This is a genomic window from Paenibacillus sp. ATY16 (genome assembly GCF_003399985.2).
GTDB lineage: Bacteria > Bacillota > Bacilli > Paenibacillales > Paenibacillaceae > Pristimantibacillus > Pristimantibacillus glycanilyticus.
In genome coordinates, this window is record NZ_NMOK02000052.1 from 357,145 (window position 1) to 381,990 (window position 24,846).

Here is a 24,846-nt window from a genome sequence, read left to right on the forward strand (position 1 = left end):
GAATCTATGCGTGGATGCGCCATATACTGTTGTAACGCAACAGGGATGGAGGCGACTCTACGTGACCGATAAACGTTTGCCGCGAAGCTCCCTTCTTTCGATAGGCGGCATGTTATTTCCAATCGTTGTGCATGGCATACATTTGCTTCTTCCGGTGCTCCTTACGGGCGGCATAAGCGCAATGGAATGGTCCAATATGCAGCATCATGGCGGCGGGATGAACGGCATGATGAACGATCCATTTATGGACGGCATTATGATGGGAATTATGATTGTCTCCGTCCTGTTTACCATCGGGTATCTTGTGCGGATTTGGCGTCTCCGTGATTGCAGCCGGGCGGCAGCCTGGTGTTATACCGGCGTATCCGCCGCTTGCTTCGGCTTGCTGTTCATACTGGTGTAACGGTTCTTCCGGTCCGGTAAGGACCGTTTTTTGGGGATGACAAGCTCCGGTAAAAATGTTTATTGCGCTTTCGGGAAATCTCTGCTCTAATGGGTATGACTTGCAAAATAGTAACGGATAGCGGAGCGAAAGGATTGCAGCGGGATGGAAACAAAGGGCAGTGTCTATAAGCTCGGCATGCAGATGATGCCGCGCGTCTGGTTTAATGCGCGAATCGATTTCAGCGCGACTTTATTATTTAGTATTTTTAACGTGGTATTGAATCAATTTTTTATGCCGTTCGCGATTCGCGAAGGGGCTACCAACCTGCAGGTGGGGCTTTTGTCCGCGGCGCCGGCAGTAGGTCTTCTGTTCTCGCCGATCTGGGCGGCATGGATTGAAAGGTCGGGCAATCCGAAACCGTTTGTTATTGTTCCGAACCTCATTGGCAGACTGCTCATTATTTTTCCGGCCTTGTTTGCTTATCCATCCGTTTACGTTGCAACCGCTCTGGTCTTCCAGATCCTGATGGGGATACAGGCTCCGGCTTACGCTTCTCTAGTCGCGCGGATGTATCCGGCCGATGTGAGAGGCAGGCTGATGGGGTATGTGCGGGTGGCAAGCGGAGCATTAATGATTCCTCTTGCATACGTCGTTGGTTCCTGGGCTGACGCCTCGGGACCATCGGGTCCGCTAATTACGGCTTCCATATTCGGAGTAGCATCCATTATCTTGTTTAACTCGCTTCGGCTTCCGAAGCAGGCCCTTCATGCGCCTTCCAGAGCAAGCGCGAAGTTCTCGTTTCGCGACCAGTGGACGCTTGTATCGGGGAACCGCAAGCTGGCCGTATTTCTTGCAGCGACCACCTTTGCCGGCTTCGGCAATATGCTGTCCAATCCGCTCTACCAGATTATTCAAGTGCAGGTGCTTGAGCTGAGCAACGTGCAGATCGGATTTGCACGTGTGTCTTATTACGCAGGTCTTTTGCTAACTTACTTGATCGCCGGGCGATTGATTGACCGGATAGATATTAAACATGTCCTGTTATGCGGGATTAGCGCGTATGCGATCGTACCCATGTTATACGGAGTATGGGGAACCTATACGGCTGTTATCGTAGGGAACGGGATTCAAGGCGTAGGCGAGGCTATTTGGGATATCGGCATCCTTGCCTTTGTTTCCAGACTTGCCCCGGGAAGGGAAGCGGCCGTGTTCGGCGTGCATCTTATGCTGTTTGGCGTGCGTGGCACGTTGGGACCGCTGCTTGGAGCGGGCTTGTCGGACAGCGTATCGTTAACGATGCTGCTTGTCATTGCATCTCTTTTCGGCTGGATTGGAACGGCGCTGTTCCTGGCTGGCAACCGAAAAGCTTTGCATCAGGAAGGAGCCTCCGGCCCCTTGCGGTAAGGAGTATAATAAGGAAGGGGCCTGAATTCAGGTCCCTTTTTTGTGTGCTTGGCATTCGGGTTCGGATTGTTGCTTGCATTTTGGGTCAAGCGGATCAATCCGGCATCAACCTGTTCATATAAGAGAGGGATGTTCATTTCTCGTTCATATTGGTCTGCTACAATGCAGGCAAAAGGCCATAAAAGGGGAATACGAGAGATGAACAACTGGAAAATTGCACTAAGCGCTGTCGCAATCTCGGTTGCTTTGGCTGGCTGCGGCTCGAAGTCGGATGAATCGGGCACTGCCGCAAATGGAACAACCGGACAAGCTCAGCAGCAGCAAAATCAAGGACAGCAAGGCGACTTCCAAGGCAGAGCCATGATGGGCACAATCGGCAAAATTAAATCGATTAATGGCCAGACCATTACGATTTATAAATCTTCATTCCATAGACCGGAAGGTGGCGGGCAGCCTCCTCAGGGCGATGCAGCGCAAGGAGATGCGCCAAACGGCAATCCTCCTTCGGGCAATCCCCCTCAAGGCGATGCCGGCTCTGCGCCTCAAGCGGGCGAGGGCCAGAACTCCGGCGGCGGACGCCAGCGAAATATGGAGAATATGTTCTCCGACGAGACAATGGACATTACGGTAACGGATGCAACCAAGATCGTGTCGACATCCTTCGCCGACGGGAAAATGACGGAAACAGACAAGACGCTAGCTGATCTGAAGGCCGATGATATTATTACGGTACAATTGAAGGACGATACGCAGGAAGCAGAGTCCATTCGCCTGGGCGGTTTTGGCGGCGGAGGATTCGGCGGAGGCGGACGCGGCGGTCAATTCCGGAATGGCGGCGGAGCCCAGAACGGGCAGCAGGCCGATCAGCAGACAACAACGAAGTAAAAACAAAAAGAAGCCCGGCAGGGCTTCTTTTTGCTGCGTATGAAAAACAACAAAGCCCGCTGCATCGTATGATAACAGCCGGCTTTGGGACATGCTATTGTAATGTTTCCTTAGTCGGTTTAATACAATGAGATCGTTAAAGTATCTTTCTCGTACAACGAGTGGAGCGTAGCTTCACTGCCGACGATTTCGACGCTGATCAGCGATCGAATACAGTTTCTCAAGGCATTTTTACCCGTTGTAACCTTGCGGTTCAGGACATCAGACAACTTTTCGATTGCTTTTTTATTCGTATCGGTTAAATAAACGGGAATTGTGCGGTTATTAAAGAGAATCATTGTTTTCATAGGGGAATGCCTCCATTCCATTAATAGACTTTGATATAACATATACGGATAAAACCTGCAGAAGGTTTCGCCCGAATTTTAATTAGCTTACTTTTTTACTACTTTGGCGATAAATCTGGACTATAGACGGGTCGCTTATATTCGCTAGAAGTTAACTAATGATCTTATTTTAAGCGACAAAGATTAAGATAATCTTAAAAAATGGTTATGATTTCTTTACAATTCAAGGAATCTGCGGCCGCGAGGATGCAAAAGGGGACAAAATAAGCGGCTCAAACGGAAGAAATGGCAAAATCGCATAAAAAAAGAGTAATAAGACAACTGTTTTTTTGTTCGCCACAACCCGTATAATGAGAATCGTAAAGATTATGAAAAATAGACGGTTACAAGGAATTGAATGATAAAGGAGTGCTTGTCAAATGACACGTCCGGGTATCGGTTTACAAATGTATACGCTTCGTGAAGAAACAGCTCAAGATTTTGAAGGTACATTGCGCAAAGTTGCGGCAATGGGTTATGAAGGCGTCGAATTTGCCGGTTACGGAGATATTCCTGCCGAACAAATGAAAGCGCTGCTAGATGAGCTTAATCTGGTTGCAATCGGCAATCACGTACCTCTCGTGAACCTTGAAACAAAGATCGATGAGGAAATTGCTTATTTGACTACAATCGGTGCGAAATATGCGATCTGCCCATGGCTTCCTGTTGAAGTCCGCGATGCGGATGCCTGGAAGAAGCATCTTGTAAACTTCGCGGAATACGGTAAGCGATTCCAAGAAGCAGGCATTGTTTTCTGCTACCATAACCATGAATTCGAATTCGAAGTTGAGATCGATGGACAAGTCGTATTCGACAAGCTGTACGAAACAGTAGGCGCAGACCTGCTGCAAGTCGAGATGGATCTTGGCTGGGTGCAATATGCAGGCCGCGATGTGCTTGAATATATCTCGAAATATGCCGGCAGACTGCCGCTTGTTCACTTGAAGGACTTCGTTAAAAATACGGAAAAAGCTGAAATCGACACGGTTGAACTTGGCCGCGGCGATCTGGATCTGCTTCCGCTTATCAAGCAATCGGAGCAGGCAGACGTAAAATGGCTGATCGTTGAGCAGGACCGCTGCGCGAATCCGCCGCTTCAATCCGTTGAAGAAAGCATCAACTGGCTGAAAACGAACTATTTGAACCAATAATATTTCGACTTTTGACTATAGAAGAGGCAGGGGAAAATAATGAGCAAAGTAAGAGTAGCAGTAATCGGTTGCGGTTCCATCTCCAAACATCGTCATATTCCTGAGTATGCTGGCAACGAGAATGTAGAATTGGTTGCATTCGTTGATCCGGTAATCGAGCGCGCGGAAGAGTATGCCGCAAAACATGGCGGCAAAGCTTACGCCGATTACGAAACCATGCTGGCTGAAGTTAAGCCGGATGCGGTAAGCGTATGTACGCCTAACTACCTGCATGCTTCCATGTCGATTGCGGCAGCTAACGCTGGGGCGCATGTCCTGGTTGAGAAGCCGATGGCAGTAACGGACGAAGAAGCGGCTGCAATGATCGAAGCTGCTGCGAAAAACGGCGTGAAGCTGATGGTTGGACATAACCAACGTCTGATGCCTCCGCACGTAAAAGCAAAACAAATTCTTGATTCCGGCGTTCTTGGCCGCGTTCTGACTTTCCGTACATCGTTTGGCCACCCTGGTCCGGACGGCTGGAGCATCGACGGCGCGGGAAGCTGGTTCTTCCGCAAGCCTGAAGCTATCATGGGCGCAATGGGTGACCTTGGCGTGCACAAATCCGACCTGATCCGTTACCTGTTGAACGATGAAGTATCCGAAGTTGCAGCATTTATCGGTACAATCGACAAAGCAGGCGACGTAGACGATAACGCTAACGTTGTTGTACGCATGCAAAGCGGCGCAATCGGTTCCCTGGTTGCAAGCTGGACGTACTACAAAGGCGAAGACAACAGCACGGTTCTGTGGTGCGAAAAAGGCGTTATGAAGATCGGCACGCATCCTGAAGATCAAGTTATCGTTGAGCTTCGCGACGGATCCGTTGAAAAGCATAAAGTGGGCGAAATCTCCACAAACACGAAACAACTGTCCAGCGGCGTGGTGGATGCATTCATCGATTCGATCGTTAACGACACGGTACCGGCAATCCCGGGCGAAGAAGGCCGCAAATCGCTTAAAGTTATCCTGAGCGCATTTGAATCCCAAGCAACAGGCCAATTCATCAAAGTAAACTAATCGCTATATATTGAAGAAACTCCTCAAGAGACTGCCCGAAAAGGCGGTTTCTTGGGGAGTTTCTTGTTTGTTATCCGTCTTTTCTGAAACCGCTTTCTTAAAGGATTCTAATGTTTCGATCTCCTAGAGTTGAAATATTCTGACAGCTGTGCGGAATCGCCAACAGCCGCCTGAATTTGCGGTTTTAGCGAGAAATGAGCACATTCTCATAAAGACGCTCAACCGCCTGTTTTTACAGTGAAAACGCGTAACTTACCAGTTTTTGTGCCATGAAACAAGTTCGAAACACATGTTACGATAAGTGGCGTCGGAGGGCAAGTGATTAACAAGTTAACACGTTACAAGCCAACAACATTTATACCACATACAATTTTAGGAGGATGAAATCATGAAGATGCAAACATTACGAGTGGGTGTCACTAGCTTAGCAGCAGCGGCTTTGATCAGCATAGGTGTAACGACTCCAACTGCAGGTGCAGCACCAGCTGTGAAGACGTACTCCACAAATTGCAATAATATTTCGATGGATACAATTAATCAAATCGCTCAGCAATACGGTATCGACCTTAGCAAAATCACTTTCGGCGGCATTACAATTAAATTGCCTACGGAAGTAACGCAGCCAAGCACGGGTACTGGCAACACAACAACGCCAACTAAACCAACAACGCCAACAACACCAACAACACCGTCGAAACCAACTACACCATCCAAACCAAGCACGGGTTCCGGTAACACAACAACGCCAACAACACCAGCTAAGCCAACGACACCAAGCACAGGTACAGGCAACACTGGCAGCGGTACAGTATCGCAAAGCGAGTTCGCATCCCAAGTTGTAACGCTTGTTAACAAAGAGCGTGCTAATGCGGGTCTGAAAGCTTTGACATCTGACGCTCTTTTGACTAAAGTGGCTACGGCAAAAGCGCAAGACATGTACCAAAACAACTACTTTGACCATAACTCTCCAACTTACGGTTCGCCGTTTGACATGATGAAATCGTTCGGCGTGACTTACAACTACGCTGGCGAGAACATCGCTGTGGGACAAAAATCGCCAACTGAAGTTATGACCGCTTGGATGAACAGTGCCGGTCACCGCGCTAACATTCTGAACGCAAACTACACGAAAATCGGCGTAGCTTACGTGAATGGCGAGTGGGTACAAGAATTCACGGGCTAATCCTTCAATAAGGTTATTGAAGTCATGTAAACCGGAAGAACCAAGCGTCAGGCGGTTCCGCCTGACGCTTTTCTTTTCTTCACATAAGCAAGGCATCCGTACTTAAATACGCAGAAACCAGGGGGACAACACAAATGAAGAAAGCTTCGATGATGACAACGGCGGTACTCGGCTTATCTCTTATTTTTGCCACAGGATCGGTTCATGCGGCCAGCAAAACGCATACGGCGGTTGAGGGCGATACATTCTGGAAGCTCTCTCAGAAGTACAGCGTGTCGGTTGATAAACTCATGAAAGCGAATGCAAAGATTAATCCTTTGAATATTTACGCTGGTCTTAAGATCGTTATCCCGACAACAACAACTGCAGCAAAAACGACAACTGCCAAGGCTGCAGCTGCAAAAGCAACTACGGTTACCGCGCAAAGCGTTACGGACCAAGCGGGCACGATCCATACGTTCAGCAAGCAGCTTAGCATTCAAGCAACGGCTTACAGCGGCGATGCTTCCGAGAACGGCGGCTGGGCGGGCCTCGACTACTTCGGCAATAAGCTAAAGGTAGGCACGGTTGCGGTTGACCCTAAGGTTATTCCGCTTGGCACAAAGCTTTACGTTACGGGTTATAACTCCGATGGCCTGCCAACAGGCGGAATGATCGCGACTGCATCCGATGTTGGCGGCGCGATAAAAGGCAATCGCATCGATATTTATTTGCCGGGCACGCCTGCAGAGGTAAGCAATTTCGGCATTCAAAACGTAAAAGTATATGTTCTGAAGTAGTAAGGTAATCGGCAGCCGAGAGGCTGCCGGTTATTTCGTTTTATCGGCGGATTTGTTCAGCAGTTCAGGAAGCGTGACAAATTTGTATCCCTTTTTTCTAAGCTGCGTGATAAGAACGGGCAGAGCTTCGATTGTCCCGGACAGATCCTGTCCGTATCCGCCTCCTGCATGCTGCAGGACAATGGAGCCCGGCTGCAGAGTCTTCTTGATATTATGCAGAACGATGCTGCTATTGGGATTGTTGCGCCAATCCACGGAGTCTACATCCCAATTGACGACGGTATATCCGCTTTTGCCCGACCATGCCACTTGGTCCGGGCGCATCTCTCCGTAAGGAGGACGTACAAATCGAGGGTGATACCCGATAATATTGCTTACGATCGCATCCGTCCGCCAGATCTGGGTATGGAATTCCCGGGAATTAAGCTGTGACAAGACGGCATGATTGTAAGAATGATTTCCTATGACATGCCCCTCGCGATGGATACGCCGGACTAGGGCCGGATGTTTGACCGCGCGGGATCCAACAACAAAAAAGGTTGCGCAAACATCGTAGCTGGCTAGTACATCCAGAATTTGAGGCGTAAACCTTGGGTCAGGCGCGTCATCAAAAGTTAGGGCTATTCGCTTGGCGTTTCTTGGACCGCTCAGGATAAACGTATTGGGAAACTGCTTATGCATCCTTACCCAGGACATATCCGCCGTCTTTTTCTTTTTTTGCTTTGCGGGTGCAGAGGCATAGGTTTGCTCTGCGGAAGCAAACAGCAAGACGATGGTAAGCGCTAAAGCAAGCCATCGTCTGAAACTGCCGGACAAAGTCGGCATTCCCTTCATTCGTTTATAGCCTCCATTTCTTATGTAGCGTCGCCAAGCTATTTTTCCCCGATAAAAGAGAGAACATGCGTTTAATAAAAACAGCCGCATCCGGTAAGCCGGACGCGGCTGTTCGTCATAAATGTCTTACTTCATCTTGAATACTTGAATCGTGCGTTGAAGCTGGGTAGCCATATTGAGCATTCGCTCCGTCTCTTGCACAACACCTTGCACGGAAGAAATCTGCTCATTCATGGACGCGGATACCTGCTGGGTGCCGGCTGCGGATTCCTCCGTAATCGCGGAAATGTTCTGGATGGCGTCCGAAATCTTGCGTGCGCTCTCCAGCATTTGATCGCTTTCGCTGGCGAATGCCGCAATCTGCTGCGTAATGAATTGAACGCTTTGAACGATCTCGGCAAATACCATCTCGGATTCGCGGATCCGCTCCGTCTGAAGCTTAACGACCTCTTCATTAACCTTCATGTGATTGATCGTTTGTTTAATGCCTTGATCGATACTCTTGACAAGGCTGAATACTTCCTTCGTGGAAACCGTGGCTTCTTCGGAAAGCTTGCGGACTTCCTGGGCGACTACGGCAAAGCCGCGGCCGTGTTCTCCGGCACGGGCAGCCTCGATGGAGGCGTTAAGCGAGAGCAGGTTGGTCTGTTCGGCAATATCGGAAATGGCCGTAGTCATTGCCGTAATACCCTGCGCCTTGCGGGCCAGATCGGTGATCGTCTCGGATACCTTCTCCGTGGCTTCCACGTTGCGGCGCATCCCTTCGGATTGCGCTTCCAGCGCTCCTCGTCCTTTGTCAACGAGACTCAAGGTGAATTCGGAGCGTTCGTTCATCTCTTTCGTCGCATGGGCATAATTGGCGACTTTCTTCTCGATCTCGGCAATGGACTCGCTCATGTCCGCAACATCCTCGGAAATTTCGTTAGCGCCCGTAGCCAGCTCGTTCGAAGAGGCGGCGACTTGCTCCATCGCGATCTGAATATGGTTGTTTTTATCAAAAATATTGCGGCTTGTTTCGGATACATGCCTTGTAATATTGGAGGTTTCGGTCAAAATATCGCGCAGCTTGTCCACCATGCTGTTGAAGGCATGGCCCACTTCGCCAAGAGACGCATTTGCAGCCGTATCGATTCGTTGCGTGAAATCGCCTTTGGAGATCCGGAACGCCGCGTTTGACATCTCTTCAAAGGAGGAGTTTAAAGCCTTCTCGATAAAGCCGACAGTCGGGTAAGCGAGAATCGCCAGTACCACCGTTACGATAAGGCCGGCCAGGATGGAGCCCCCACTGAATAAAATTACCAGGTTCAGCGCGATTGCAACTAGGACCAAATTTAAATAAATGGAGGTCATCAGCTTACTTCTAACGGATAAGGAATAGTACCATTGGCTCATTATGTAAGCGCTCCTTTTTATAGAATAACCATATTATAGCATCAGCAGTGAAATTGGTCTATAAATGTCGAATAAGATCGAGAAATTGATTGTCAAGAATAGATGTAATTGCGCGATAATTGTAAAAAATTATAATTTACTATATTGTAAATTTATTGAAAAGATTCTATAATCAGACCTGAGAACTAGTTGGAATCAACTATTTTCAATATTTTAAGGGTAGAAAGGAGGAGAAATTATATGAATATAGATGCTATGCCATTGGCACGGCAAGTTGATTTTGTTTTTCGCCAATTAGAAGAGGAACTTACAAATGCGGTTGGAGGGACGGTTCATATTCACATCCGGAACAATGCGGTAGGCAAATTCGGCCTTCGGCATAATCCGATTGAGACTAGGAACGGCAAGCTGGAGCAAGAAGGTGAAGGTGGAATGACACCAACCCAGGTCCAGGCGTTTCGCAAACTCGCGATTGATGCTTTGAAATTGAGAAGGAATTGGACGCATGGCGAAATTATGTACGATTTCGCTGTCCGGCAGAACGCGGGCACCTGGTCGGCTAGCATCTGTTACGAATCTAATTATAATACAGCCAACTGGAATTATCGTTACCAGCAGCCGAAGCATCAAATGCTGCGGGAAAAGAATAGCGATCATACCGGCTTTGATTTTTAGGCTATAGCCATTATCCATTCGAACAGCCGTGCAGGGTTTCCTGCACGGCTGAATTTTATTGCCGGCTATTTCACTTCGTGGCTTCCGGAATGCAGATGGGGAATTCCGCCGCTGTTGACCTCATGTTCCTGTGCGGCCGCGGGGAGCAGGAAACCAAGCAATAACGGAAGAAGGAACAGTCCGTAGACAAGAAGGCTTTTTAGAGGAGACATGGAATGGTCATGATCGTGATCGTGGCTATGGTCGTGATCATGATGGGAATGATCATGGCCGCATTCCTCGCAATCCGCACGGGGCTTACGCTGCATGGCGAGCATGGCTTGGTGGATGGCGGCGGCGTTCAGGACGATAGCCGACAGCTTGACATAAAGCTCCATCCGGGGGGCTACATACAGCGGCAGCTGACCTAAACGTTCGAGGTAAATGATGAGGAAGGCGAATCCCGCGAGAAAGCCTGCCCGTATCCAGTTATGATTCATCGCAGCACCTCCAGGAGCCATACGCTGGCCAGTACAAGGGCAAAGGCCAACAGCGTAATCGAAAGAACGATCCGCGCGCGGAACGCGGACAGCATCATCATCGTATTTTTCAAATCAATCATCGGGCCGAACACAAGAAAGGCGAGCAGCGGACCATGATCGAACATTCCTCCAAACGATGCGGCGATAAAAGCATCCGAGGTCGAGCAGATGGACAGCAGGAAGGCAAGCCCCATCATGAAGAAATAGGAGAGAACGGGCTGATCCGCAACGGCCTCAAATGCCTGACGGTCAATAAAAGACTGAATAACGGCCGTAAGCAGTGCGCCAAAGATCAAATATTTGCCCATGTCAAAAAACTCGTCCGAAGCATGGCTAAGCGTTGCCGACAGCCGCCGGCTTTTTTTAACCGGGTTGGGAGCATGCTCATGATGATCATGATGGTCATGATGGTCATGATGGTCATGATGGTCATGGTGATGATTATGTTCATGTTCATGCTTATGTTCATGGCGATGCGCAGGGATGTTGCCGGATGATTCTTTCAGAGGGCTGCCTTTCATGAACCGGTGAAGAAGAAGGCCGATAATAACGGTAACGATAAAGGCGATGATAAGTCGGTCGTAGGCCATTTGCGGCTCCAAGCGGAAAGCGGCGTAAGTCGAAGTAAAGACAATCGGATTAATAATGGGGCCGGCCAGCAAGTACACAATTCCGATATAAGCGGGCATGCCTTTCCGGATTAAGCGCCGCACGACGGGAATCATCCCGCACTCGCATAACGGGAATACGAGACCAAGCAGCGCGCCAAAAAGAATACCGACCATGTGGTGCTTGGGCGTCAGTCTCCGGATCATCTCGTCGGTCACGAACACCTGGAGCAAGGCAGAGAAAATAACGCCAAGCAGGATGAATGGAAAAGCTTCTAATATAATGCTTAAAAACACAATCTTGAACTCTTGCGCACCATCGGACTCGAGCAGAGCGAGGGACCAGGGTTGTCCTGCCAGTATTAGGCAAACCATCGCAAGACATCCGATACCCAGCAGCGGGGTCCCGAATCGGAATAACATGTTCAGCATGAGCCAACCTCTCTTTGTTTATCAGGAAATGATTACGCTAGTAACCAGCTTATGCTGGGCTTGGCCGCTATAGGACAACTTTTGAAGGCCGGGCTTGACATGGCGGTAGAGACTTGCGCTATAATCAGGGTACGAAAGGCGATGAAGGGAATAAGTAAGCACAGGGGTTAATGCGTAACAGAGAGCTGGCGGACGGTGCAAGCCAGTGCAAGCCTGATTGCTGAATGGATCCCGGAGCCGATAGCGGAACACAGACTATTGAAGTGCTGTCTATGCTTATCCGGCCGTTCCCCGTTACGGAACAATGAAGGCTTGTTGTCTTTAGCCCGCCCCGATGAATATCGGATATCCGCGGGAAGCAACGAGTAAATTAGGGTGGCACCACGGTTCCCTCGTCCCTTGCGGCGGGGGTTTTTTTGCGTTCACATACGCGTTAGAAACGGATTAGAAGAAGAAAAGGGGACGAAATTTTATGAAAAAAGTACTTTCTGGCATTCAGCCGAGCGGACAGCTTACGCTTGGCAACTATATCGGAGCGATGCAAAACTTCGTGAAGCTGCAAGAAACGGAAGAATGCTTCTTTATGGTCGTGGATCTTCATGCGATTACCGTGCCGCAAGAGCCGGCTATGTTCCGTGAGCAGATCGAATCGGTTGCGGCATTGTTTATCGCAGCGGGCCTTGACCCGGCTAAATCAAACATTTTTGTACAATCCCATGTGCGCGCGCATGCCGAGCTGGGATGGATTATGACGACCCTTACGGGTATGGGCGAGCTCGAGCGCATGACGCAATTCAAAGACAAGTCGGCCGGAAAAGATTCGGTAGGCGCGGGATTATTCGTTTATCCTTCGCTTATGGCCGCCGACATTCTTGTGTACAATGCGGACCTTGTACCTGTAGGCGATGATCAAAAGCAGCATCTGGAGCTTACCCGCGACCTGGCAAGCCGCTTTAATTCCAGATTCGGAGAATACTTCACGGTTCCGGAGCCTTATATTCCGAAGATTGGCGCAAGAATCATGTCGCTTGACGACGCGAGCAAGAAGATGAGCAAGAGTAATCCGAATGCCGGCAGCTATATTGCCCTTCTTGACGAGCCAAGCGTCATTCGCAAAAAAATCAGCCGGGCCACTACGGACTCCGGCCGCGAGGTGAAATACGATCCGGCGAACAAACCGGAGATCAGCAACCTGATCAGCATTTACTCGCATTGCGCGAACATGACAATCACCGAGGTAGAAGCCCGTTACGAAGGTCAAGGCTATGGGCCTTTCAAGAAGGATCTGGCCGAGCAGGTCGTCAATGTTCTTGAGCCTCTGCAGCAGAAATACAAAGCGATCCGCGAATCCGGCGAGATCCATGCGATCCTGAAGCAAGGCGCAGAGCGCGCATCGGAGCTTGCGGACCGCACGCTTGCCGGCGTCAAAGAAAAAATGGGCTTCCTTGCCCCGCGCGGATAATCATAAAACAAAAGGCTGGCGCTATTAAGCGTCAGCCTTTATTTTCGTTACGGCGCCGGAGTCTTGCTTTTACAACAAAACCTCCGCCAATCATGCACAGAGTGAGAATCGCAAACAGTATGGCCAGCCAGGCGTTAAAAGATATCGAAATCGCGGTAGCACACATAAGCAGCACAGAGACGATGGCGAAGAACAAAGACAGTGGTTTAGACAAGGTGTTAACTCTCCTTTACGGATGCTTAATAATATTTTTTTGAGCTTAGCATATTTTGCGTCAACATGCTCATAATAAGCTTGCAAGCTTGCAAAACATCACAGCTCTTAACTGAAGGGAGATTATCAGCATGGCTAGCAACAGATCGAGCAATCAATTGGTGGTTCCACAAGCACAAGCCGCTCTTAACCAAATGAAAATGGAAGCAGCTTCGGAGCTTGGCGTACAAATTCCAGCGGACGGTTACTACGGTAACGTCACATCTCGCGATGCAGGTTCCCTGGGCGGATATATCACTAAGAAACTTGTCCAAATCGCTGAACAACAATTGTCCGGCGGCAGCTTCCGCTAATCGTTTATAAATACACAACGCTTCAGAGGAAGCCACGAAGCTCAAGGGTAAAACCTTGAGCTTTTTCCATGCGCGCCAGCCAGCATGATCACAAAAAAAAGCCCCTTCTTATTGTGCGTCAGGGGCCTTCCTTCGTCAAGTCAAGTCGAGTCGTTTAATAAGAATTCATGCGCAGCCGTTTCGTTAAGCGGTCATCGCTTAACCAACCGACATACGAGCCAACCGTTTCGTATTCCTTGTTCATGAGCAGTACGGCAACAAACGGAAATTGCTTGCGGTGCCGGTAACGGACATCCGACCAACGGACTTCATAACCCCAGGGATGCTCCTTCACTTCGGCGCAAGCAAATTTGGTGAAATACAAAAAGCTGCGAATCGCGTTGTCGTTTCTGGATTTAGCTACGGCAGGATGATCGGAGCAGCGGACATTGTCCAGCCATCTGAGCTTGTTCCCGCGAAGGTCCCCGATAACAAAGCTGCCGTCGGCAGCTCGCTTTACGATATTCCAATGCGACAGCGAGATCGTTGGAATGGCGATATAGCCTTGTGTTCCATCCGGTTCAGGGTCCAGGGAATGGAGCCTGCGAAGCGTACTTCTGTGAGCCAGCGTCCGCCATGTATAATAGATGATGGTAAACAGGTACAAAACCGGAAAGATGGCAACGGGACTAGCAAGACCAAACGCCCAAATCAATATCGCAATGACATGAGTAGCGAAGATAACCGGGTCAAAGATATGGATGATATTCCATGAAATCCATTTCTCGGTAAATGGCCGCATAGCTTGGGTTCCGTAAGCGTTAAACAAATCGGTGAATACGTGAAGGCAGACGGCTAACAGCACCCAGGATCCGACATGCAGCCATGGAAGGCTGCCCCGGTAAACGAGCTGAAGCAATCCCGTAATTAGAATCGTCCAGATGGCGATAGCCGGCAAGGAATGCGAGATGCCTCGATGATTCCGGATATAGCTGGCATTTCCTTTCAGCTTCAGAAAGGTGTCAAAGTCCGGAGCCTGCGAGCCGATGATGGTTCCGACCAAAACAGCGGCGAAGATGGATGGGTTGTTGGCGACAACGGGATCGACGCAAGCCAGTCCGGCGAGTCCGATCCCCATAACAAGATGCGTTCCTGTGTCCACGGCAAGACCTCCTAAAAATGATTGCGGGGGCTTTGATTCAATTAGCTGTAGTATCAACGGAGGAGCTTTACTTTATCAATGGTAAATAGAAAGGGGTTAATGACGATCATGTACATTTGCTTTGCGGAATACAAAATCGCGGCGGGCGAGAGGGATGTTTATTTAGCCTATGTAAATACATTAATGAAGGAATCGGGGCGAAGCGTCCAATTATATGAAGGAACCGATCAATTCAACTTGTTTGTGGAGATCTGGACGGCCGCAACCGAAGACGAAGCCGAAGCCATAAAAAAAGAACGCTGCGATGAGCGTTCTTCTTGGTACCGGGTAGCCGAATGGATTCCCGGCGGTGCGGACAAAATGCATGTATGGACATTTAAGCCGGCGGGGGCTGGCTCAAATGCAGGGTAGCGCTTAGCCTTCGCGGTTCGTCAGCGGTGTCGTATTCGTAATGGTACCGCCTTGGAACGGATACTCATACGCGATTTCGCCTTCAAACGTTACATAATCCAGGTTCAAAGTGAGCAGCAGGTAACGCATGCCGGTGGAAGGATCGCTAATAATAATATGGTCGCGGCCGGCTGCTTCAATAATGCCGCGGAATACTTTGGCGTTCCATTCACGGTTGTTCTCGTAAGTCATGTAGAAAGTAGCCATTTTGCCGCGGTTAAGGCGCAAAATGTTCTCTACATAAGATTCTTCCACACCTACTGTTACAATGTTTCCACCTGTTGGCGTAATGAACGAACCGCTAGGCACCTGCGGAGGCGATTGCGCTCCAAGCGTTTGAGTTGGCATACCTTGCATACCTTGCATACCTGGCATACCTGGCATACCTGGCATACCTGGCATACCTGGCATAGCAGACATAGGCATTGCCATATTAGGCATTGTTGCGGCAGGAGACACGCCGGTTGGGAAGCCGCCGTAACCGCCGCCTGCAAATGGGCTTACTCCACCGTAACCGCCAGTGCTAGCCGGACTTACTGCATTTTTGTAACCATAACCGTAAGACATGCTGTTGATCCTCGCTTTCAATCTTTGAAATTTGTTGATTGATCCATACACTCGTGGACAAATTCTTCTTTCTGGTTATTCCTTGTCGCGTGCGCTCTGTTTAAAAGAAACCTTTTTTGCTTGCGTAGCCTCAAAGCCTCCGGGATTCCAATGCTGACGACTGCCGTATGTTCGGGCTCTTTTGCTTCCCTTCAACCTATACAGAGCTGGGCACTTGACTACATACCTATAGTATTGAAGGGGGGGCAAAAGGGTTACACATTTATTGTCACAATTTGAATGGCGAATTGATGAACAATGGCTCCTAACGTTGTCATGGCATCTATTTTTCTGTATGATTAAGAACGATTCATCAATGAAAATGTATAGGCGCGCGTGCTTGCGTGCCTTGTTGCATAACTCGGGAGGCTCGCTTCGTGTTGAAAGATTTAATTGCATTAACCAAACCACGGCTGCTCCGGCTTAATGTATTTGCCGCAATTGGCGGTTTCTGGGTCGCTTCCAAATGGCATATTGACTGGCTGACATTGCTGTGGGTCGTCATTGGCTCAGCGGTTACGATAGGCTCGGCTTGCGTCATTAATAACTACTGGGATCGAGAGCTTGATGAGAAGATGGAGCGCACGAAAGACCGCGCATTGCCCAAGGGCCGTCTCCAGCCTGGCTTTGTGCTCGGTTACGGCATCGTTCTTGGCATCATCGGCCTTGCGATATTGTTTGTTCTGGTAAATCCGGTTACGGGCTGGCTTGGTTTTTTAGGCTGGTTTGTTTATATCTTCATCTATACAATCTGGTTGAAACGCACGTCTACCTGGAGCACGTCGATTGGCGGTATTTCCGGGGCAATGCCTCCGGTGCTTGGCTATTGCGCGGTGACAAATGAAGTGGATATGGGAGCATGGCTGCTGTTTGCCTTCTTGTTCCTGTGGCAGCCGGCGCATTTCTGGTCGCTTGCTATCCGCCGGGTAGAGGAATACCGTACAGCCGGTTTCCCGCTGCTGCCGGTGGTGAAAGGGATTAAACGGACGAAGCTGCAAATGATTCCGTATGTCGTCCTTCTGATTCCAACCTGTGTACTGCTATACACCTACGGATACACGGGCATTGTATTTCTGATCCTGTCTGTGATTGCCGGGGTTGTTTGGGCTGTTCATACGATTCGAGGCATAAAAGCGGAAAATACCGAGAAATGGGCGAAGGTTAATTTCCTTATTTCCGTTAACTATTTAATGGTTGTCTTTATTGTAATGATGGCAAATACCGTGAAGTAATCTGTTTAGCCAGGATGATTCCTTTTAGGGAGGACGAGAACCGAAATGGCATTTCTCAAAAAGCACAGCTTCAAATTCGCTGTACTGGCGCTTTGCTTGGCAATGGGCATTTATTTATTCATTACGAACTACTCGCAGTCGGGCGGCGGCAGTAAAATGCCCGTTCAAATGGCTGCTCCGTCATTTGCATTGAAAGATATTAACGGCAATGAGGTTTCGCTGGATTCCACAAACGGAAAAGCGAGGCTGGTCTACTTCTATTGGGCAAGCTGTCCGGATGTATGCCCTCCAACAACGTTTATGATCTCCGAGGCAGAGGACCAACTCCGTGAAGCAGGGCTTCTCGGCACGAAAGCCGAGCTGATCTCGATTACTTTCGATCCGGCTCATGATACGCCTGATGTCATTCGAGACTTCGCAACCCGCAACTTTGCGCAGCTGGATAAAGGGGGCTGGGACTTTCTGCGCGGCGATGATGAGGAAGCCTCGATCAAGCTGGCAAGAGATTTTGGCGTCAGCGTGAAGAAGGATGAGGCCAACAATTCATTCATACATATGAATGTCATTACGCTCGTTGACAAGAAGGGCCAAATACGCAAATGGATTAACGGCAGCGATGAATCCCTTACGCCCGAGAGCTTGGTGTCGGATCTGAAGCAGCTCGCGAAGGAATAAGCGATGGACATATTTTGGCACATATTATGGAGCAACGTCCTGCCGCTCACATTGATGATAGCTGTTGGCTTCACAATGCAGCGGCTTTTTTCTTTGGATATCAAAACCTTGTCGAAGCTGAACTTTTATGTATTTTCTCCATCCGTCATTTTTAATTTGCTCTATACAACGGATATCTCGGCAGCCCTGATCGGTCAAGTCTTATTGTTCGTCATTCTGTTTATGACCCTGCAAGCTTCGTGCGTGGAGGCAGCCGTCCGGCTGCGCGGACTGGAGGGGGGCATGCGCGGGGCGATGCGCAACAGCGTCCTGTTCTACAACAGCGCCAATTACGGGATTCCGCTGAATCAGCTTGCTTTCTCGGCGAATCCTTATACGCTGTCGATTCAGATTATCGTAATGGTTACGCAGTCTCTGCTTCCGAATACATTCGGCATATACAGCGTCAACGCGCATAGGATGAGCTTCCGCTCCACGCTTCGTACCATACTGTCGCAACCGATTATTTACGTCATTCCGATTGCCTTTCTGCTTCACGGCTTTCAGGTGCAGCTGCCGCAATCCGTCGAGACGCCTATTACGTATTTGTCGAATGCCTTTATCGGGACGGCCCTGGTTACGCTGGGCGTACAGCTTGGCAATATGAAGTGGGAGCTTAATCCCGTCCTGATCAAAAACGTTCTGCTTGCGAACGGATTGCGCCTGATAGGCGGTCCGGCTCTGGCCGCATTGGTCGTTTGGGTGCTTGGATTCTTTATGACCATCGACCATATGATGGCGGCGGCGCTTATCGTATCGTCATCCGTGCCCACCTCGCTCAGCAGCGTTCTGCTTGCGGTCGAGTTCGACAACGAACCGGAATTCGCCTCGCAGGCCGTATTTCTCTCGACCGTGATGAGCATTATTACGGTGGCGGTCGTTATTTTCCTTCTTCATATTTAACGGGGTATTGGATGAATGATTCCAGACCGGCCTTCTCCAATTGCTCGATCAGATAATCCTCCGGGGTATGCTCTACTCCCGGGTAGCCGCGGCGGGTGTAGATATGCTCGGCGTCAGGGAATAAATCGCGGAGAATGCCGCGGATCCGCTTGCCCGAGGAATCATTGTCGGTGAAAATATAGACGTCCTTGTCTCCAATCTGCTTGCGCAGCTTCTCCAGCTGGACGGTACCCGGCGTACCAAAGGTGCAGAAGATGGGGACGGATTCATCAAGTACGCGGCGAAGCCGGCTTTTGTCGTTTTTGCCTTCTACGATAATGGCGATATCCATAGCAGTCACCAGCCTTTTATTCTGTAGCTTCTTACATGTAGTGTAGCGATATTCACAAGCCGCGGGCAAGAAAAAGATTCCTAACGGAAAAAGGGACGGAGCCACTTGAGCTCCGTCCCTTTTCATATTCATAAAGAGTTTCTTAGTATAATCCGCCGCCGCAAATGGTGCAGACGATGATAACGAGCAGGATGAACAATACGAGGATGGACCCCACATTGTTAAAGCCGCCACCGCGATGATCGCCTACAGGTGAAACATGAATTTCAGACATCTAAGTCACCCCTCTCTAGCAAGCTTCAACGTCATGTCGACCGGGCAATGTTCCTGCCGGAGCAACTGTCCTTCGTGGCCACCTGACATAGTGCATTATATGCCCGGGTGAGCGAATGGCCTTGTGCATTCACCTAGACTTGGGAAAAATGGGTGTGAGCGTAGTTTTTCTGCGGTGAAACGGCAAGACGCAGACCCCGATCATTAGTCCAAGAAAAGCCAGGTAGTAAGGGGACAGATTGTCCCGCAGATGGCCGGCAAGCATCGGTCCAAGGAAGGCGCCAACCGAGTAGGCAATGGACAGAACCGAGAAGGTACGGCCGTACTTGGCGCCGCCGCTAAGCTCGATAAGCAGCGTTGAAATAGCGGGGAGAACGATGCCCTTAGCCATCCCGACGAATAATAGAAGCATAAAGAACGGCAGCGGGGGTTGGGCAGCGATCGTAAAATAGACGAGAGCAAGTCCAAGCGCCCCCCACAAGGTCCGGTAATAAGACGAAAGCTTATTTAGGAAAAGCATGCTGAGCGTAATCAAAGCGCCGATGCTGACGACTGAGAACAGAATGCCGGTCTCCATCATCCCTTCCGAGGACGTCGCCATCAGGGGCAGCTCAAACGACAGGATACCCTGCGCGCAGCTCATCGCAATCGGAAGCAGGAACACCAGCCAAGGGATGGGAGTTCCTTCGGCTAGGACAGGCTTCTTGCTGCTTGGCACCGGTTCAATCTCCACGGCCGGCGCTGCCTTTATATCCCGAATAAAGAACAAGGCGCAGATTGCGGTTATAATGAGCACCCAGCCCAGTAAATAAAAAGCGGTCGTAAACCCGATCCTCGCAACCAGATACGCGCCCGCTGCGGGAGAGACAACCGTGGCCAGCGTATGCACCAGTCCGTTACCGGCCATAAACTTGCCTTGTTTGGTCACGTCGCTCGAAATTCGGGCTAGCAGCGCAAGGCAGGCAGGAGACAGAAAGGCCAGCACGAATCCGCTGATCGAGCGGAGCACCAGCAGCTGCCACGGATCGGTTACTTTGGATTGGAACAGCAGGACAACGCCCGCGCCCATCAGGCTGAATACGATAAACAATCTGCTTCCGAACCGGTCAACCCCGTATCCGGCCATAATATTGCCCGGCAGGTGAGTGATGGAGTACATGCCCATCATCAGCCCGATGAAGGAGGGTGCCGCGCCAAGGGAGATGGCGAAGGGCGTTAGGATCGGGTACTGCGCATGCAGATCAAAGAAAGCGACGAACAGAAATAGATAAAGCCAGATTGCGGTTTTCAACGGCTACTTCCTCCTTGCATATCCTCTTAATTTACTTGTACGTGAAAGATGGACAGGATATGTCTTCCGGCGCAGATATGCCGCCTTTACGTTTACGGCATATTCTGGGTGGGTTATAATGTTTGATAATGGGACATTACGCGAGTTATAATAGGGCTAATGCTTACGAAGTAATAGTTACCACAGTAAGCAAAATCCCGCCTACTTGTTTTGATCATTCTTTTTAGGGGGATTGTTTGTTGAAAAATTACTTTGATTTTTCCGGCTACGATTGGGATGCGTGGAGCACTTTCCTGCAGGATCATTGGCTGGTGCTTGTCATTGCGCTTGTTGTTCTGCTCTTTATAATCAGAGTCGTTAAGACATTCGTGAAATGGGCGCTGGTGCTCGTCATTGTTGTCGGCATTGTCGCTTACAGCGGCTATACGCTGGACGACGTGAAGTCCATTGGCACGCAGGCGATTGACAGCCTGAAGCAGGAAGCCGTATCGGCTATGGCGGGAGAAGTGGATAAAGCAACGTTTACCTCGAATTCCGACGGAACCTTCACGGTGAAGACCGAGAATCTGGAATTGACGGGTGTTCCCGGCTCCGGTGAAGTGAACGTAAAATTCCGCGGCAAATCGGTTGGTACGATGAAAATAGATTCAACCATTCAGGCGCTTATCGATCAAGCGAAGGCCAATGGTAAAGTATAGATAGAGAACAAGTACAACAATGCAATACAGGTAGAGGCAAGGAGGGGTAATGATGATGGAATGGATACGCGCAGGGACGGCCTGGGAACCGGTCTCGCTTATCGTTCTTCTCCTTCTGCTGGTTTCGCTGCTGCAAGGAATGAGAAGAGGCGCGTCGGGTTCAGCGAGGCGCCTTTTCTTTTTTGTATGGGACGGCATTCTGTTGATTGTGTGTCTTGTGCTTGCGGGTAAAATTGCGGGCAGCTTGTCCCCGCTTGCGGCGGACTGGCTGAGCGGGCATGTAAACGTGCCGCAGAAGGAAATGGGTGCAACCTCCCAGGCTTGGTATACGTTTATAACAAGCCTGCGCGATTTCGCCCTGCTCCGGTACGGCATCCTGTTTTTGCTCTCGTATTTGCTGCTTCGGCTGGCCGCTTCTTTTCTTGCGCCGCTGCTGGAAGTTTTGTTTGCCAGCAGACAGCAGCGCGGCAGACACGAGAGCATGGAGCGCCTTCCGGGTGGACGAGCGGCAAGCCGCGCGGCCGGAGCTGTTTTTGGCACGGTTCACGGTGCCGGGCGGGCATTTGTATTCGTAGCCGCTTTGTTTATTTATGTCTCGCTGGCGCCTAACGGCCTCTGGACCGGATTGATCCAACAATCTCCGTTATACATGAAGGCATCGGATGTTCTTGAACCGGTTGCCGGAGATATGCTGGCCGGTCGTGGTCCCGTTCTGGCGGAAGCCGTGCAGGAAGAATTCCAGAATGTGCTGCAGCGCAAATACGAGATTATCGATTACAATATCCCGACGGATATTGAGCAGGCAGCCCTGCAGATTACGAAGGGCAAGAATAGCGACGAAGACAAGGCAAGGGCTTTGTATGATTGGCTGGGCAGCCGTATTGCCTATGACTGGGACAAGGCTAATAACTACGTAGACAACGGAGTATGGAAGGAACAGAACCCGGAGGAGACGTTTGCTACCCGCAAAGGCGTATGTATCGACGTAGCCAGACTGTACGCCGTGATGGCCCGCGCGTCGGGACTTGACGTGAAGGTCGTTACCGGCACGGGGCTGGACGGCCGCGGAGGCTCCGGGCCGCATGCCTGGAATGAAGTGAAAATAGGCGGAGGCGGCGGTACCTGGATTCCGCTCGATGCGACATGGGCATCCTCCGGCGATTGGTTCAACCCGGTTGATTTCGACAAGACTCATATCCGGGCCGTTTAAGTTAGAATTGGACAAGAGGTGAACAGGTTGCATGATGATCCGCAGAAACGGGAAATAACGAATCGGCGTCATTTCTCGTTTCGTTTGAACTTTTTCTTCTTTATCGTATTTGGACTATTTAGCGTTCTTATTATTCAGCTTGCTATCTTGCAGTTCGTCGAAGGTCCGAAGCTGAGCGCGCAAGGCAGCCAGAAGAGCACCAGAAGCGTGAAGATCGCGCCGATTCGCGGCAATATTTACGATTCGTCAGGCAATGCGATTGCTTATTCGACATCAACGCAATCGCTCTATTTTACGATTTCGCCTGATTTCAAGGACGGGGATGCGGAAGCGATTGCGGCAAAGCTGGCAGCCGTATTTAAAGAACTTGGTGATCAAAGCCCGGACAAACAAATGACGGTTGAAGATATTATCCGGCAGATGGACTTGGATTTCCGGAGGAACACAATCTCTACGCCCCGCCGGATCAAGACCGGTCTAACGAAGTATGAGATCGCCTATTTTAGCGAGCACAAGTCCGAATTCAAAGGGATCGATATCGTCGAGGAAAGCGTGCGTAATTATACGAATGATACGGTAGCCGTGCAGCTGGTCGGCTACTTGAAGAAATTCAAAGGCGTACGCGAATCGCTTGATTTCTACAAGGATAAAGGGAATGAAGACGATCCGCAGCTTCAATATCTGGATGACGAGGACGTTGGTTTTGACGGACTTGAATATATGTACCAGGATATCTTGCGCGGCAAAAACGGCCTGAAAACTTATCCGGTTAATAACGCGGAGCGGATCATAGGTCCCGTACAGATTACCAACCCGCAAAAGGGCGATGACCTGTATCTGACCATCAACCGCAACGTGCAATTAACGACGGAGCAGGCGATTGTCGACCAGATCAAAAAAATCAGCACGTCGACCAATAAGGCGGAGCGTGCCGAATACGCGAAGATCGGCTTCGCCGTCGCGATGGAAGTAAACACCGGTAAAGTCGTCGCGATGGCGAGCATGCCGGATTACGACCCGAATATTTGGGCGGGCGGCAAGATCAGCAACGAAGACTACAAAAACTTTTCGTCCGTTCTAAACAACGGAACGATCAGAGAGGTATTCCCTCACTACGAAACCGACAAAGAGCGGAATCAGCATCCGTCGTCCCTGGTTCCTCCGGGCTCGACGATGAAGCCTTTATCCATTCTGATCGGCTTGAACGAAAAGCTGTTTACGACAACAAGCACGTATTTCGATAACGGCGCTTACTTCTTTGGCGCCAAAGGCCATGAAGTGCGGATCGGCAACGCCTCGAACCATGCTTACGGCTTGCTGGACCCGGCATCGGCGATTGCCCATTCCTCCAACCCGTTTATGGCGAAGATGGTGGGCAACAATCTGTATGAGAAATACAAAGGCAAAAAAGGCGTCGATGTATGGGATAACTACATGAAGCAATTCGGGCTAGGCGTCTTGACCGGCAGCGGTCTGAGAGGCGAATCCAAAGGCACGATCGACTACTACCACGAAGCGGAAACGGCCAGTTCCCAATCCGCATTGGTGCGGGCAGCGTTCGGCCAACAAGCGCGTTATACGCCGCTGCAGCTCGTGCAGTACGCGTCCATGCTCGCGAACCACGGCAAACGGATGAAGCCTCAATTCGTCAACCAGATTAAAGACGCGGACGGCAATGTGGTTCAGACGTTTAAGCCGGAAGTACTGAACACGGTGGATTTCCCCGATTCGTATTGGAAGGAAATCGAGGACGGCATGTCCCGGGTTAACGTGCAGGGCTTTGATGGCGTTACGTACACGTACGAGAGAAAAACCGGTACGGCACAGTCCGACGTAGCCGGCCGCCGTGCGGATAACGCGGTATTTATCGCTTATGCGCCAAGAGAAAATCCGAAGCTGGCCGTAGCGGTTGTTATTCCGGACGGTGAGTTTGGCGGCTGGGGCGCAGCTCCAATCGCGCGGAAAATTTTCGACGCTTACGATTACGAGGTTGGCTTGAACGGTACGCCGGGCAAGCTGAAGGATCAAGCGAATAATACGAACGCAGGCACTAACGGTACAACGGGTAAAACCCAATAAGATGCTGAAAAGCTGTTTCCGGAGATTCGAAAAAAGAATCTTCGGGAGCAGCTTTTTTTTTTTTTGAAACTTTTTATAGACAAATTTCGTAAGAAATGTTGCATCAGAGAAACATTTTTGAATAGTATAAACAAAGAGGCGTTAAGCTAACTAATGTTCGTCCAGGCAAAACACGGGATAACTCATGGATGGGGGA

At 50.0% G+C, this 24,846-nt stretch carries 28 protein-coding genes and 1 other annotated feature; of the genes, 17 read left to right on the forward strand and 11 right to left on the reverse strand.

Translation table 11 applies throughout. The features are described 5' to 3' along the window. Nucleotides 1-61 precede the first annotated feature (61 nt). From CFI03_RS27360 to CFI03_RS27370, 3 genes are all read left to right on the forward strand, one after another. Nucleotides 62-403: a hypothetical protein gene (locus tag CFI03_RS27360; protein ID WP_201007955.1), complete on the forward strand. Its 342-nt coding sequence runs from the start codon at nt 62-64 to the stop codon at nt 401-403. A 144-nt stretch (nt 404-547) separates the two neighbouring features. Then, the gene (locus CFI03_RS27365; RefSeq protein WP_248761849.1) at nt 548-1,789 is read left to right on the forward strand and encodes an MFS transporter; all 1,242 of its coding nucleotides are present in this window, start codon (nt 548-550) and stop codon (nt 1,787-1,789) included. Between the two features lie 198 nt (nt 1,790-1,987). Continuing rightward, nucleotides 1,988-2,674: a hypothetical protein gene (locus CFI03_RS27370; protein WP_248761851.1), complete on the forward strand. Its 687-nt coding sequence runs from the start codon at nt 1,988-1,990 to the stop codon at nt 2,672-2,674. 119 nt (nt 2,675-2,793) lie between these two features. On the opposite strand, the gene CFI03_RS27375 is transcribed toward CFI03_RS27370, so the two are convergent. Next, nucleotides 2,794-3,021, reverse strand: coding sequence for a 3-dehydroquinate dehydratase (locus CFI03_RS27375; protein ID WP_248761860.1), 228 nt, complete (start codon nt 3,019-3,021; stop codon nt 2,794-2,796). A 419-nt stretch (nt 3,022-3,440) separates the two neighbouring features. On the opposite strand from CFI03_RS27375, the gene CFI03_RS27380 reads away from it, so the two are divergent. The 4 genes from CFI03_RS27380 to CFI03_RS27395 all read left to right on the forward strand — a co-directional run bounded on the left by CFI03_RS27380 (nt 3,441) and on the right by CFI03_RS27395 (nt 7,232). After that, nucleotides 3,441-4,211: a sugar phosphate isomerase/epimerase family protein gene (locus CFI03_RS27380; RefSeq protein ID WP_201007957.1), complete on the forward strand. Its 771-nt coding sequence runs from the start codon at nt 3,441-3,443 to the stop codon at nt 4,209-4,211. A 39-nt stretch (nt 4,212-4,250) separates the two neighbouring features. Beyond that, nucleotides 4,251-5,270, forward strand: coding sequence for a Gfo/Idh/MocA family protein (locus CFI03_RS27385; protein WP_248761862.1), 1,020 nt, complete (start codon nt 4,251-4,253; stop codon nt 5,268-5,270). 388 nt (nt 5,271-5,658) lie between these two features. Continuing rightward, on the forward strand, nt 5,659-6,453 hold the full coding sequence (locus tag CFI03_RS27390; RefSeq protein WP_248761864.1) for a CAP domain-containing protein: 795 nt from the start codon (nt 5,659-5,661) through the stop codon (nt 6,451-6,453). Nucleotides 6,454-6,587: 134 nt separating this feature from the next. Continuing rightward, a complete protein-coding gene (locus tag CFI03_RS27395) occupies nt 6,588-7,232 on the forward strand; it encodes a 3D domain-containing protein (RefSeq protein ID WP_127495600.1) in 645 nt (214 codons plus the stop codon). A gap of 30 nt (nt 7,233-7,262) precedes the next feature. Here the strand turns inward: CFI03_RS27395 and CFI03_RS27400 are convergent, their stop codons facing one another. Together CFI03_RS27400 and CFI03_RS27405 are read right to left on the reverse strand one after the other, a co-directional pair. After that, nucleotides 7,263-8,066: a polysaccharide deacetylase family protein gene (locus CFI03_RS27400; RefSeq protein WP_248761866.1), complete on the reverse strand. Its 804-nt coding sequence runs from the start codon at nt 8,064-8,066 to the stop codon at nt 7,263-7,265. 126 nt (nt 8,067-8,192) lie between these two features. Next, nucleotides 8,193-9,458 (reverse strand): methyl-accepting chemotaxis protein, encoded by a 1,266-nt coding sequence (locus CFI03_RS27405; protein WP_127495598.1) that lies wholly within the window; start codon nt 9,456-9,458, stop codon nt 8,193-8,195. Between the two features lie 240 nt (nt 9,459-9,698). Between CFI03_RS27405 and CFI03_RS27410 the strand changes: the two genes are divergently transcribed. Beyond that, complete coding sequence (locus tag CFI03_RS27410; RefSeq protein WP_127495597.1) at nt 9,699-10,133, forward strand: O-methyltransferase; 435 nt, start codon at nt 9,699-9,701, stop codon at nt 10,131-10,133. Between the two features lie 65 nt (nt 10,134-10,198). Here CFI03_RS27410 and CFI03_RS27415 read toward each other — a convergent pair whose 3' ends face one another. Continuing rightward, entirely contained in the window at nt 10,199-10,612 is a 414-nt protein-coding gene (locus tag CFI03_RS27415; RefSeq protein WP_248761875.1) for a DUF1980 domain-containing protein, read from the reverse strand. Further along, the gene (locus CFI03_RS27420; RefSeq protein ID WP_248761878.1) at nt 10,609-11,694 is read right to left on the reverse strand and encodes a permease; all 1,086 of its coding nucleotides are present in this window, start codon (nt 11,692-11,694) and stop codon (nt 10,609-10,611) included. Before CFI03_RS27420 ends, CFI03_RS27415 begins: the two co-directional genes overlap by 4 nt. A gap of 132 nt (nt 11,695-11,826) precedes the next feature. Next, nucleotides 11,827-12,097, forward strand: a binding site (T-box leader). Between the two features lie 69 nt (nt 12,098-12,166). Here CFI03_RS27420 and trpS point away from each other — a divergent pair. Next, on the forward strand, nt 12,167-13,156 hold the full coding sequence (gene trpS / locus CFI03_RS27425) for a tryptophan--tRNA ligase (protein ID WP_248761914.1): 990 nt from the start codon (nt 12,167-12,169) through the stop codon (nt 13,154-13,156). Between the two features lie 31 nt (nt 13,157-13,187). Here trpS and CFI03_RS27430 read toward each other — a convergent pair whose 3' ends face one another. Next, the gene (locus CFI03_RS27430; protein ID WP_248761916.1) at nt 13,188-13,370 is read right to left on the reverse strand and encodes a DUF5325 family protein; all 183 of its coding nucleotides are present in this window, start codon (nt 13,368-13,370) and stop codon (nt 13,188-13,190) included. Nucleotides 13,371-13,500: 130 nt separating this feature from the next. On the opposite strand from CFI03_RS27430, the gene CFI03_RS27435 reads away from it, so the two are divergent. Next, nucleotides 13,501-13,722, forward strand: coding sequence for an alpha/beta-type small acid-soluble spore protein (locus tag CFI03_RS27435; protein ID WP_248761918.1), 222 nt, complete (start codon nt 13,501-13,503; stop codon nt 13,720-13,722). A gap of 154 nt (nt 13,723-13,876) precedes the next feature. Here the strand turns inward: CFI03_RS27435 and CFI03_RS27440 are convergent, their stop codons facing one another. Then, a complete protein-coding gene (locus CFI03_RS27440; RefSeq protein ID WP_248761920.1) occupies nt 13,877-14,863 on the reverse strand; it encodes a metal-dependent hydrolase in 987 nt (328 codons plus the stop codon). A gap of 78 nt (nt 14,864-14,941) precedes the next feature. On the opposite strand from CFI03_RS27440, the gene CFI03_RS27445 reads away from it, so the two are divergent. Further along, entirely contained in the window at nt 14,942-15,274 is a 333-nt protein-coding gene (locus tag CFI03_RS27445; RefSeq protein ID WP_236013487.1) for a hypothetical protein, read from the forward strand. A 3-nt stretch (nt 15,275-15,277) separates the two neighbouring features. Here the strand turns inward: CFI03_RS27445 and gerQ are convergent, their stop codons facing one another. Next, nucleotides 15,278-15,880, reverse strand: coding sequence for a spore coat protein GerQ (gene gerQ / locus CFI03_RS27450; protein ID WP_248761922.1), 603 nt, complete (start codon nt 15,878-15,880; stop codon nt 15,278-15,280). Nucleotides 15,881-16,275: 395 nt separating this feature from the next. Here gerQ and cyoE point away from each other — a divergent pair, with 395 nt between their 5' ends. From cyoE to CFI03_RS27465, 3 genes are read left to right on the forward strand one after another with little or no spacing between them, the layout of a single operon-like run. Beyond that, nucleotides 16,276-17,151: a heme o synthase gene (gene cyoE / locus CFI03_RS27455; protein ID WP_280525715.1), complete on the forward strand. Its 876-nt coding sequence runs from the start codon at nt 16,276-16,278 to the stop codon at nt 17,149-17,151. A gap of 45 nt (nt 17,152-17,196) precedes the next feature. Continuing rightward, nucleotides 17,197-17,826 (forward strand): SCO family protein, encoded by a 630-nt coding sequence (locus CFI03_RS27460; RefSeq protein ID WP_248761938.1) that lies wholly within the window; start codon nt 17,197-17,199, stop codon nt 17,824-17,826. 3 nt (nt 17,827-17,829) lie between these two features. Continuing rightward, the gene (locus tag CFI03_RS27465) at nt 17,830-18,768 is read left to right on the forward strand and encodes an AEC family transporter (RefSeq protein ID WP_248761953.1); all 939 of its coding nucleotides are present in this window, start codon (nt 17,830-17,832) and stop codon (nt 18,766-18,768) included. On the opposite strand, the gene CFI03_RS27470 is transcribed toward CFI03_RS27465, so the two are convergent. The 3 genes from CFI03_RS27470 to CFI03_RS27480 form a co-directional block, all read right to left on the reverse strand. Next, complete coding sequence (locus CFI03_RS27470) at nt 18,746-19,099, reverse strand: toprim domain-containing protein (RefSeq protein ID WP_127495586.1); 354 nt, start codon at nt 19,097-19,099, stop codon at nt 18,746-18,748. The two genes, CFI03_RS27465 and CFI03_RS27470, sit on opposite strands and share 23 nt — an antisense overlap. Nucleotides 19,100-19,241: 142 nt before the next feature. Continuing rightward, nucleotides 19,242-19,373, reverse strand: coding sequence for a YjcZ family sporulation protein (locus CFI03_RS27475; protein ID WP_236013488.1), 132 nt, complete (start codon nt 19,371-19,373; stop codon nt 19,242-19,244). A gap of 129 nt (nt 19,374-19,502) precedes the next feature. Further along, on the reverse strand, nt 19,503-20,663 hold the full coding sequence (locus tag CFI03_RS27480; RefSeq protein WP_248761962.1) for an MFS transporter: 1,161 nt from the start codon (nt 20,661-20,663) through the stop codon (nt 19,503-19,505). A 239-nt stretch (nt 20,664-20,902) separates the two neighbouring features. On the opposite strand from CFI03_RS27480, the gene CFI03_RS27485 reads away from it, so the two are divergent. Genes CFI03_RS27485 through CFI03_RS27495 form a run of 3 tightly spaced genes read left to right on the forward strand, consistent with a single transcriptional unit; the run spans nt 20,903 to nt 24,650 of the window. Next, a complete protein-coding gene (locus CFI03_RS27485) occupies nt 20,903-21,361 on the forward strand; it encodes a hypothetical protein (protein WP_127495584.1) in 459 nt (152 codons plus the stop codon). Nucleotides 21,362-21,413: 52 nt separating this feature from the next. After that, nucleotides 21,414-22,571: a transglutaminase domain-containing protein gene (locus CFI03_RS27490; RefSeq protein ID WP_248761964.1), complete on the forward strand. Its 1,158-nt coding sequence runs from the start codon at nt 21,414-21,416 to the stop codon at nt 22,569-22,571. 27 nt (nt 22,572-22,598) lie between these two features. Further along, nucleotides 22,599-24,650 (forward strand): peptidoglycan D,D-transpeptidase FtsI family protein, encoded by a 2,052-nt coding sequence (locus CFI03_RS27495; protein ID WP_248761966.1) that lies wholly within the window; start codon nt 22,599-22,601, stop codon nt 24,648-24,650. Nucleotides 24,651-24,846: the final 196 nt, after the last annotated feature.

What these genes read in the sequence shown, in the direction of transcription:
- CFI03_RS27365 (WP_248761849.1), top strand. Translation starts at nt 548, where the DNA reads ATGGAAACAAAGGGCAGTGTCTATAAGCTCGGCATGCAGATGATGCCG.
- CFI03_RS27370 (WP_248761851.1), top strand. Translation starts at nt 1,988, where the DNA reads ATGAACAACTGGAAAATTGCACTAAGCGCTGTCGCAATCTCGGTTGCT.
- CFI03_RS27375 (WP_248761860.1), bottom strand. Translation starts at nt 3,021, where the DNA reads ATGAAAACAATGATTCTCTTTAATAACCGCACAATTCCCGTTTATTTA.
- CFI03_RS27380 (WP_201007957.1), top strand. Translation starts at nt 3,441, where the DNA reads ATGACACGTCCGGGTATCGGTTTACAAATGTATACGCTTCGTGAAGAA.
- CFI03_RS27385 (WP_248761862.1), top strand. Translation starts at nt 4,251, where the DNA reads ATGAGCAAAGTAAGAGTAGCAGTAATCGGTTGCGGTTCCATCTCCAAA.
- CFI03_RS27390 (WP_248761864.1), top strand. Translation starts at nt 5,659, where the DNA reads ATGAAGATGCAAACATTACGAGTGGGTGTCACTAGCTTAGCAGCAGCG.
- CFI03_RS27395 (WP_127495600.1), top strand. Translation starts at nt 6,588, where the DNA reads ATGAAGAAAGCTTCGATGATGACAACGGCGGTACTCGGCTTATCTCTT.
- CFI03_RS27400 (WP_248761866.1), bottom strand. Translation starts at nt 8,066, where the DNA reads ATGAAGGGAATGCCGACTTTGTCCGGCAGTTTCAGACGATGGCTTGCT.
- CFI03_RS27405 (WP_127495598.1), bottom strand. Translation starts at nt 9,458, where the DNA reads ATGAGCCAATGGTACTATTCCTTATCCGTTAGAAGTAAGCTGATGACC.
- CFI03_RS27410 (WP_127495597.1), top strand. Translation starts at nt 9,699, where the DNA reads ATGAATATAGATGCTATGCCATTGGCACGGCAAGTTGATTTTGTTTTT.
- CFI03_RS27415 (WP_248761875.1), bottom strand. Translation starts at nt 10,612, where the DNA reads ATGAATCATAACTGGATACGGGCAGGCTTTCTCGCGGGATTCGCCTTC.
- CFI03_RS27420 (WP_248761878.1), bottom strand. Translation starts at nt 11,694, where the DNA reads ATGCTGAACATGTTATTCCGATTCGGGACCCCGCTGCTGGGTATCGGA.
- trpS (WP_248761914.1), top strand. Translation starts at nt 12,167, where the DNA reads ATGAAAAAAGTACTTTCTGGCATTCAGCCGAGCGGACAGCTTACGCTT.
- CFI03_RS27435 (WP_248761918.1), top strand. Translation starts at nt 13,501, where the DNA reads ATGGCTAGCAACAGATCGAGCAATCAATTGGTGGTTCCACAAGCACAA.
- CFI03_RS27445 (WP_236013487.1), top strand. Translation starts at nt 14,942, where the DNA reads ATGGTAAATAGAAAGGGGTTAATGACGATCATGTACATTTGCTTTGCG.
- gerQ (WP_248761922.1), bottom strand. Translation starts at nt 15,880, where the DNA reads ATGTCTTACGGTTATGGTTACAAAAATGCAGTAAGTCCGGCTAGCACT.
- CFI03_RS27460 (WP_248761938.1), top strand. Translation starts at nt 17,197, where the DNA reads ATGGCATTTCTCAAAAAGCACAGCTTCAAATTCGCTGTACTGGCGCTT.
- CFI03_RS27465 (WP_248761953.1), top strand. Translation starts at nt 17,830, where the DNA reads ATGGACATATTTTGGCACATATTATGGAGCAACGTCCTGCCGCTCACA.
- CFI03_RS27470 (WP_127495586.1), bottom strand. Translation starts at nt 19,099, where the DNA reads ATGGATATCGCCATTATCGTAGAAGGCAAAAACGACAAAAGCCGGCTT.
- CFI03_RS27475 (WP_236013488.1), bottom strand. Translation starts at nt 19,373, where the DNA reads ATGTCTGAAATTCATGTTTCACCTGTAGGCGATCATCGCGGTGGCGGC.
- CFI03_RS27490 (WP_248761964.1), top strand. Translation starts at nt 21,414, where the DNA reads ATGATGGAATGGATACGCGCAGGGACGGCCTGGGAACCGGTCTCGCTT.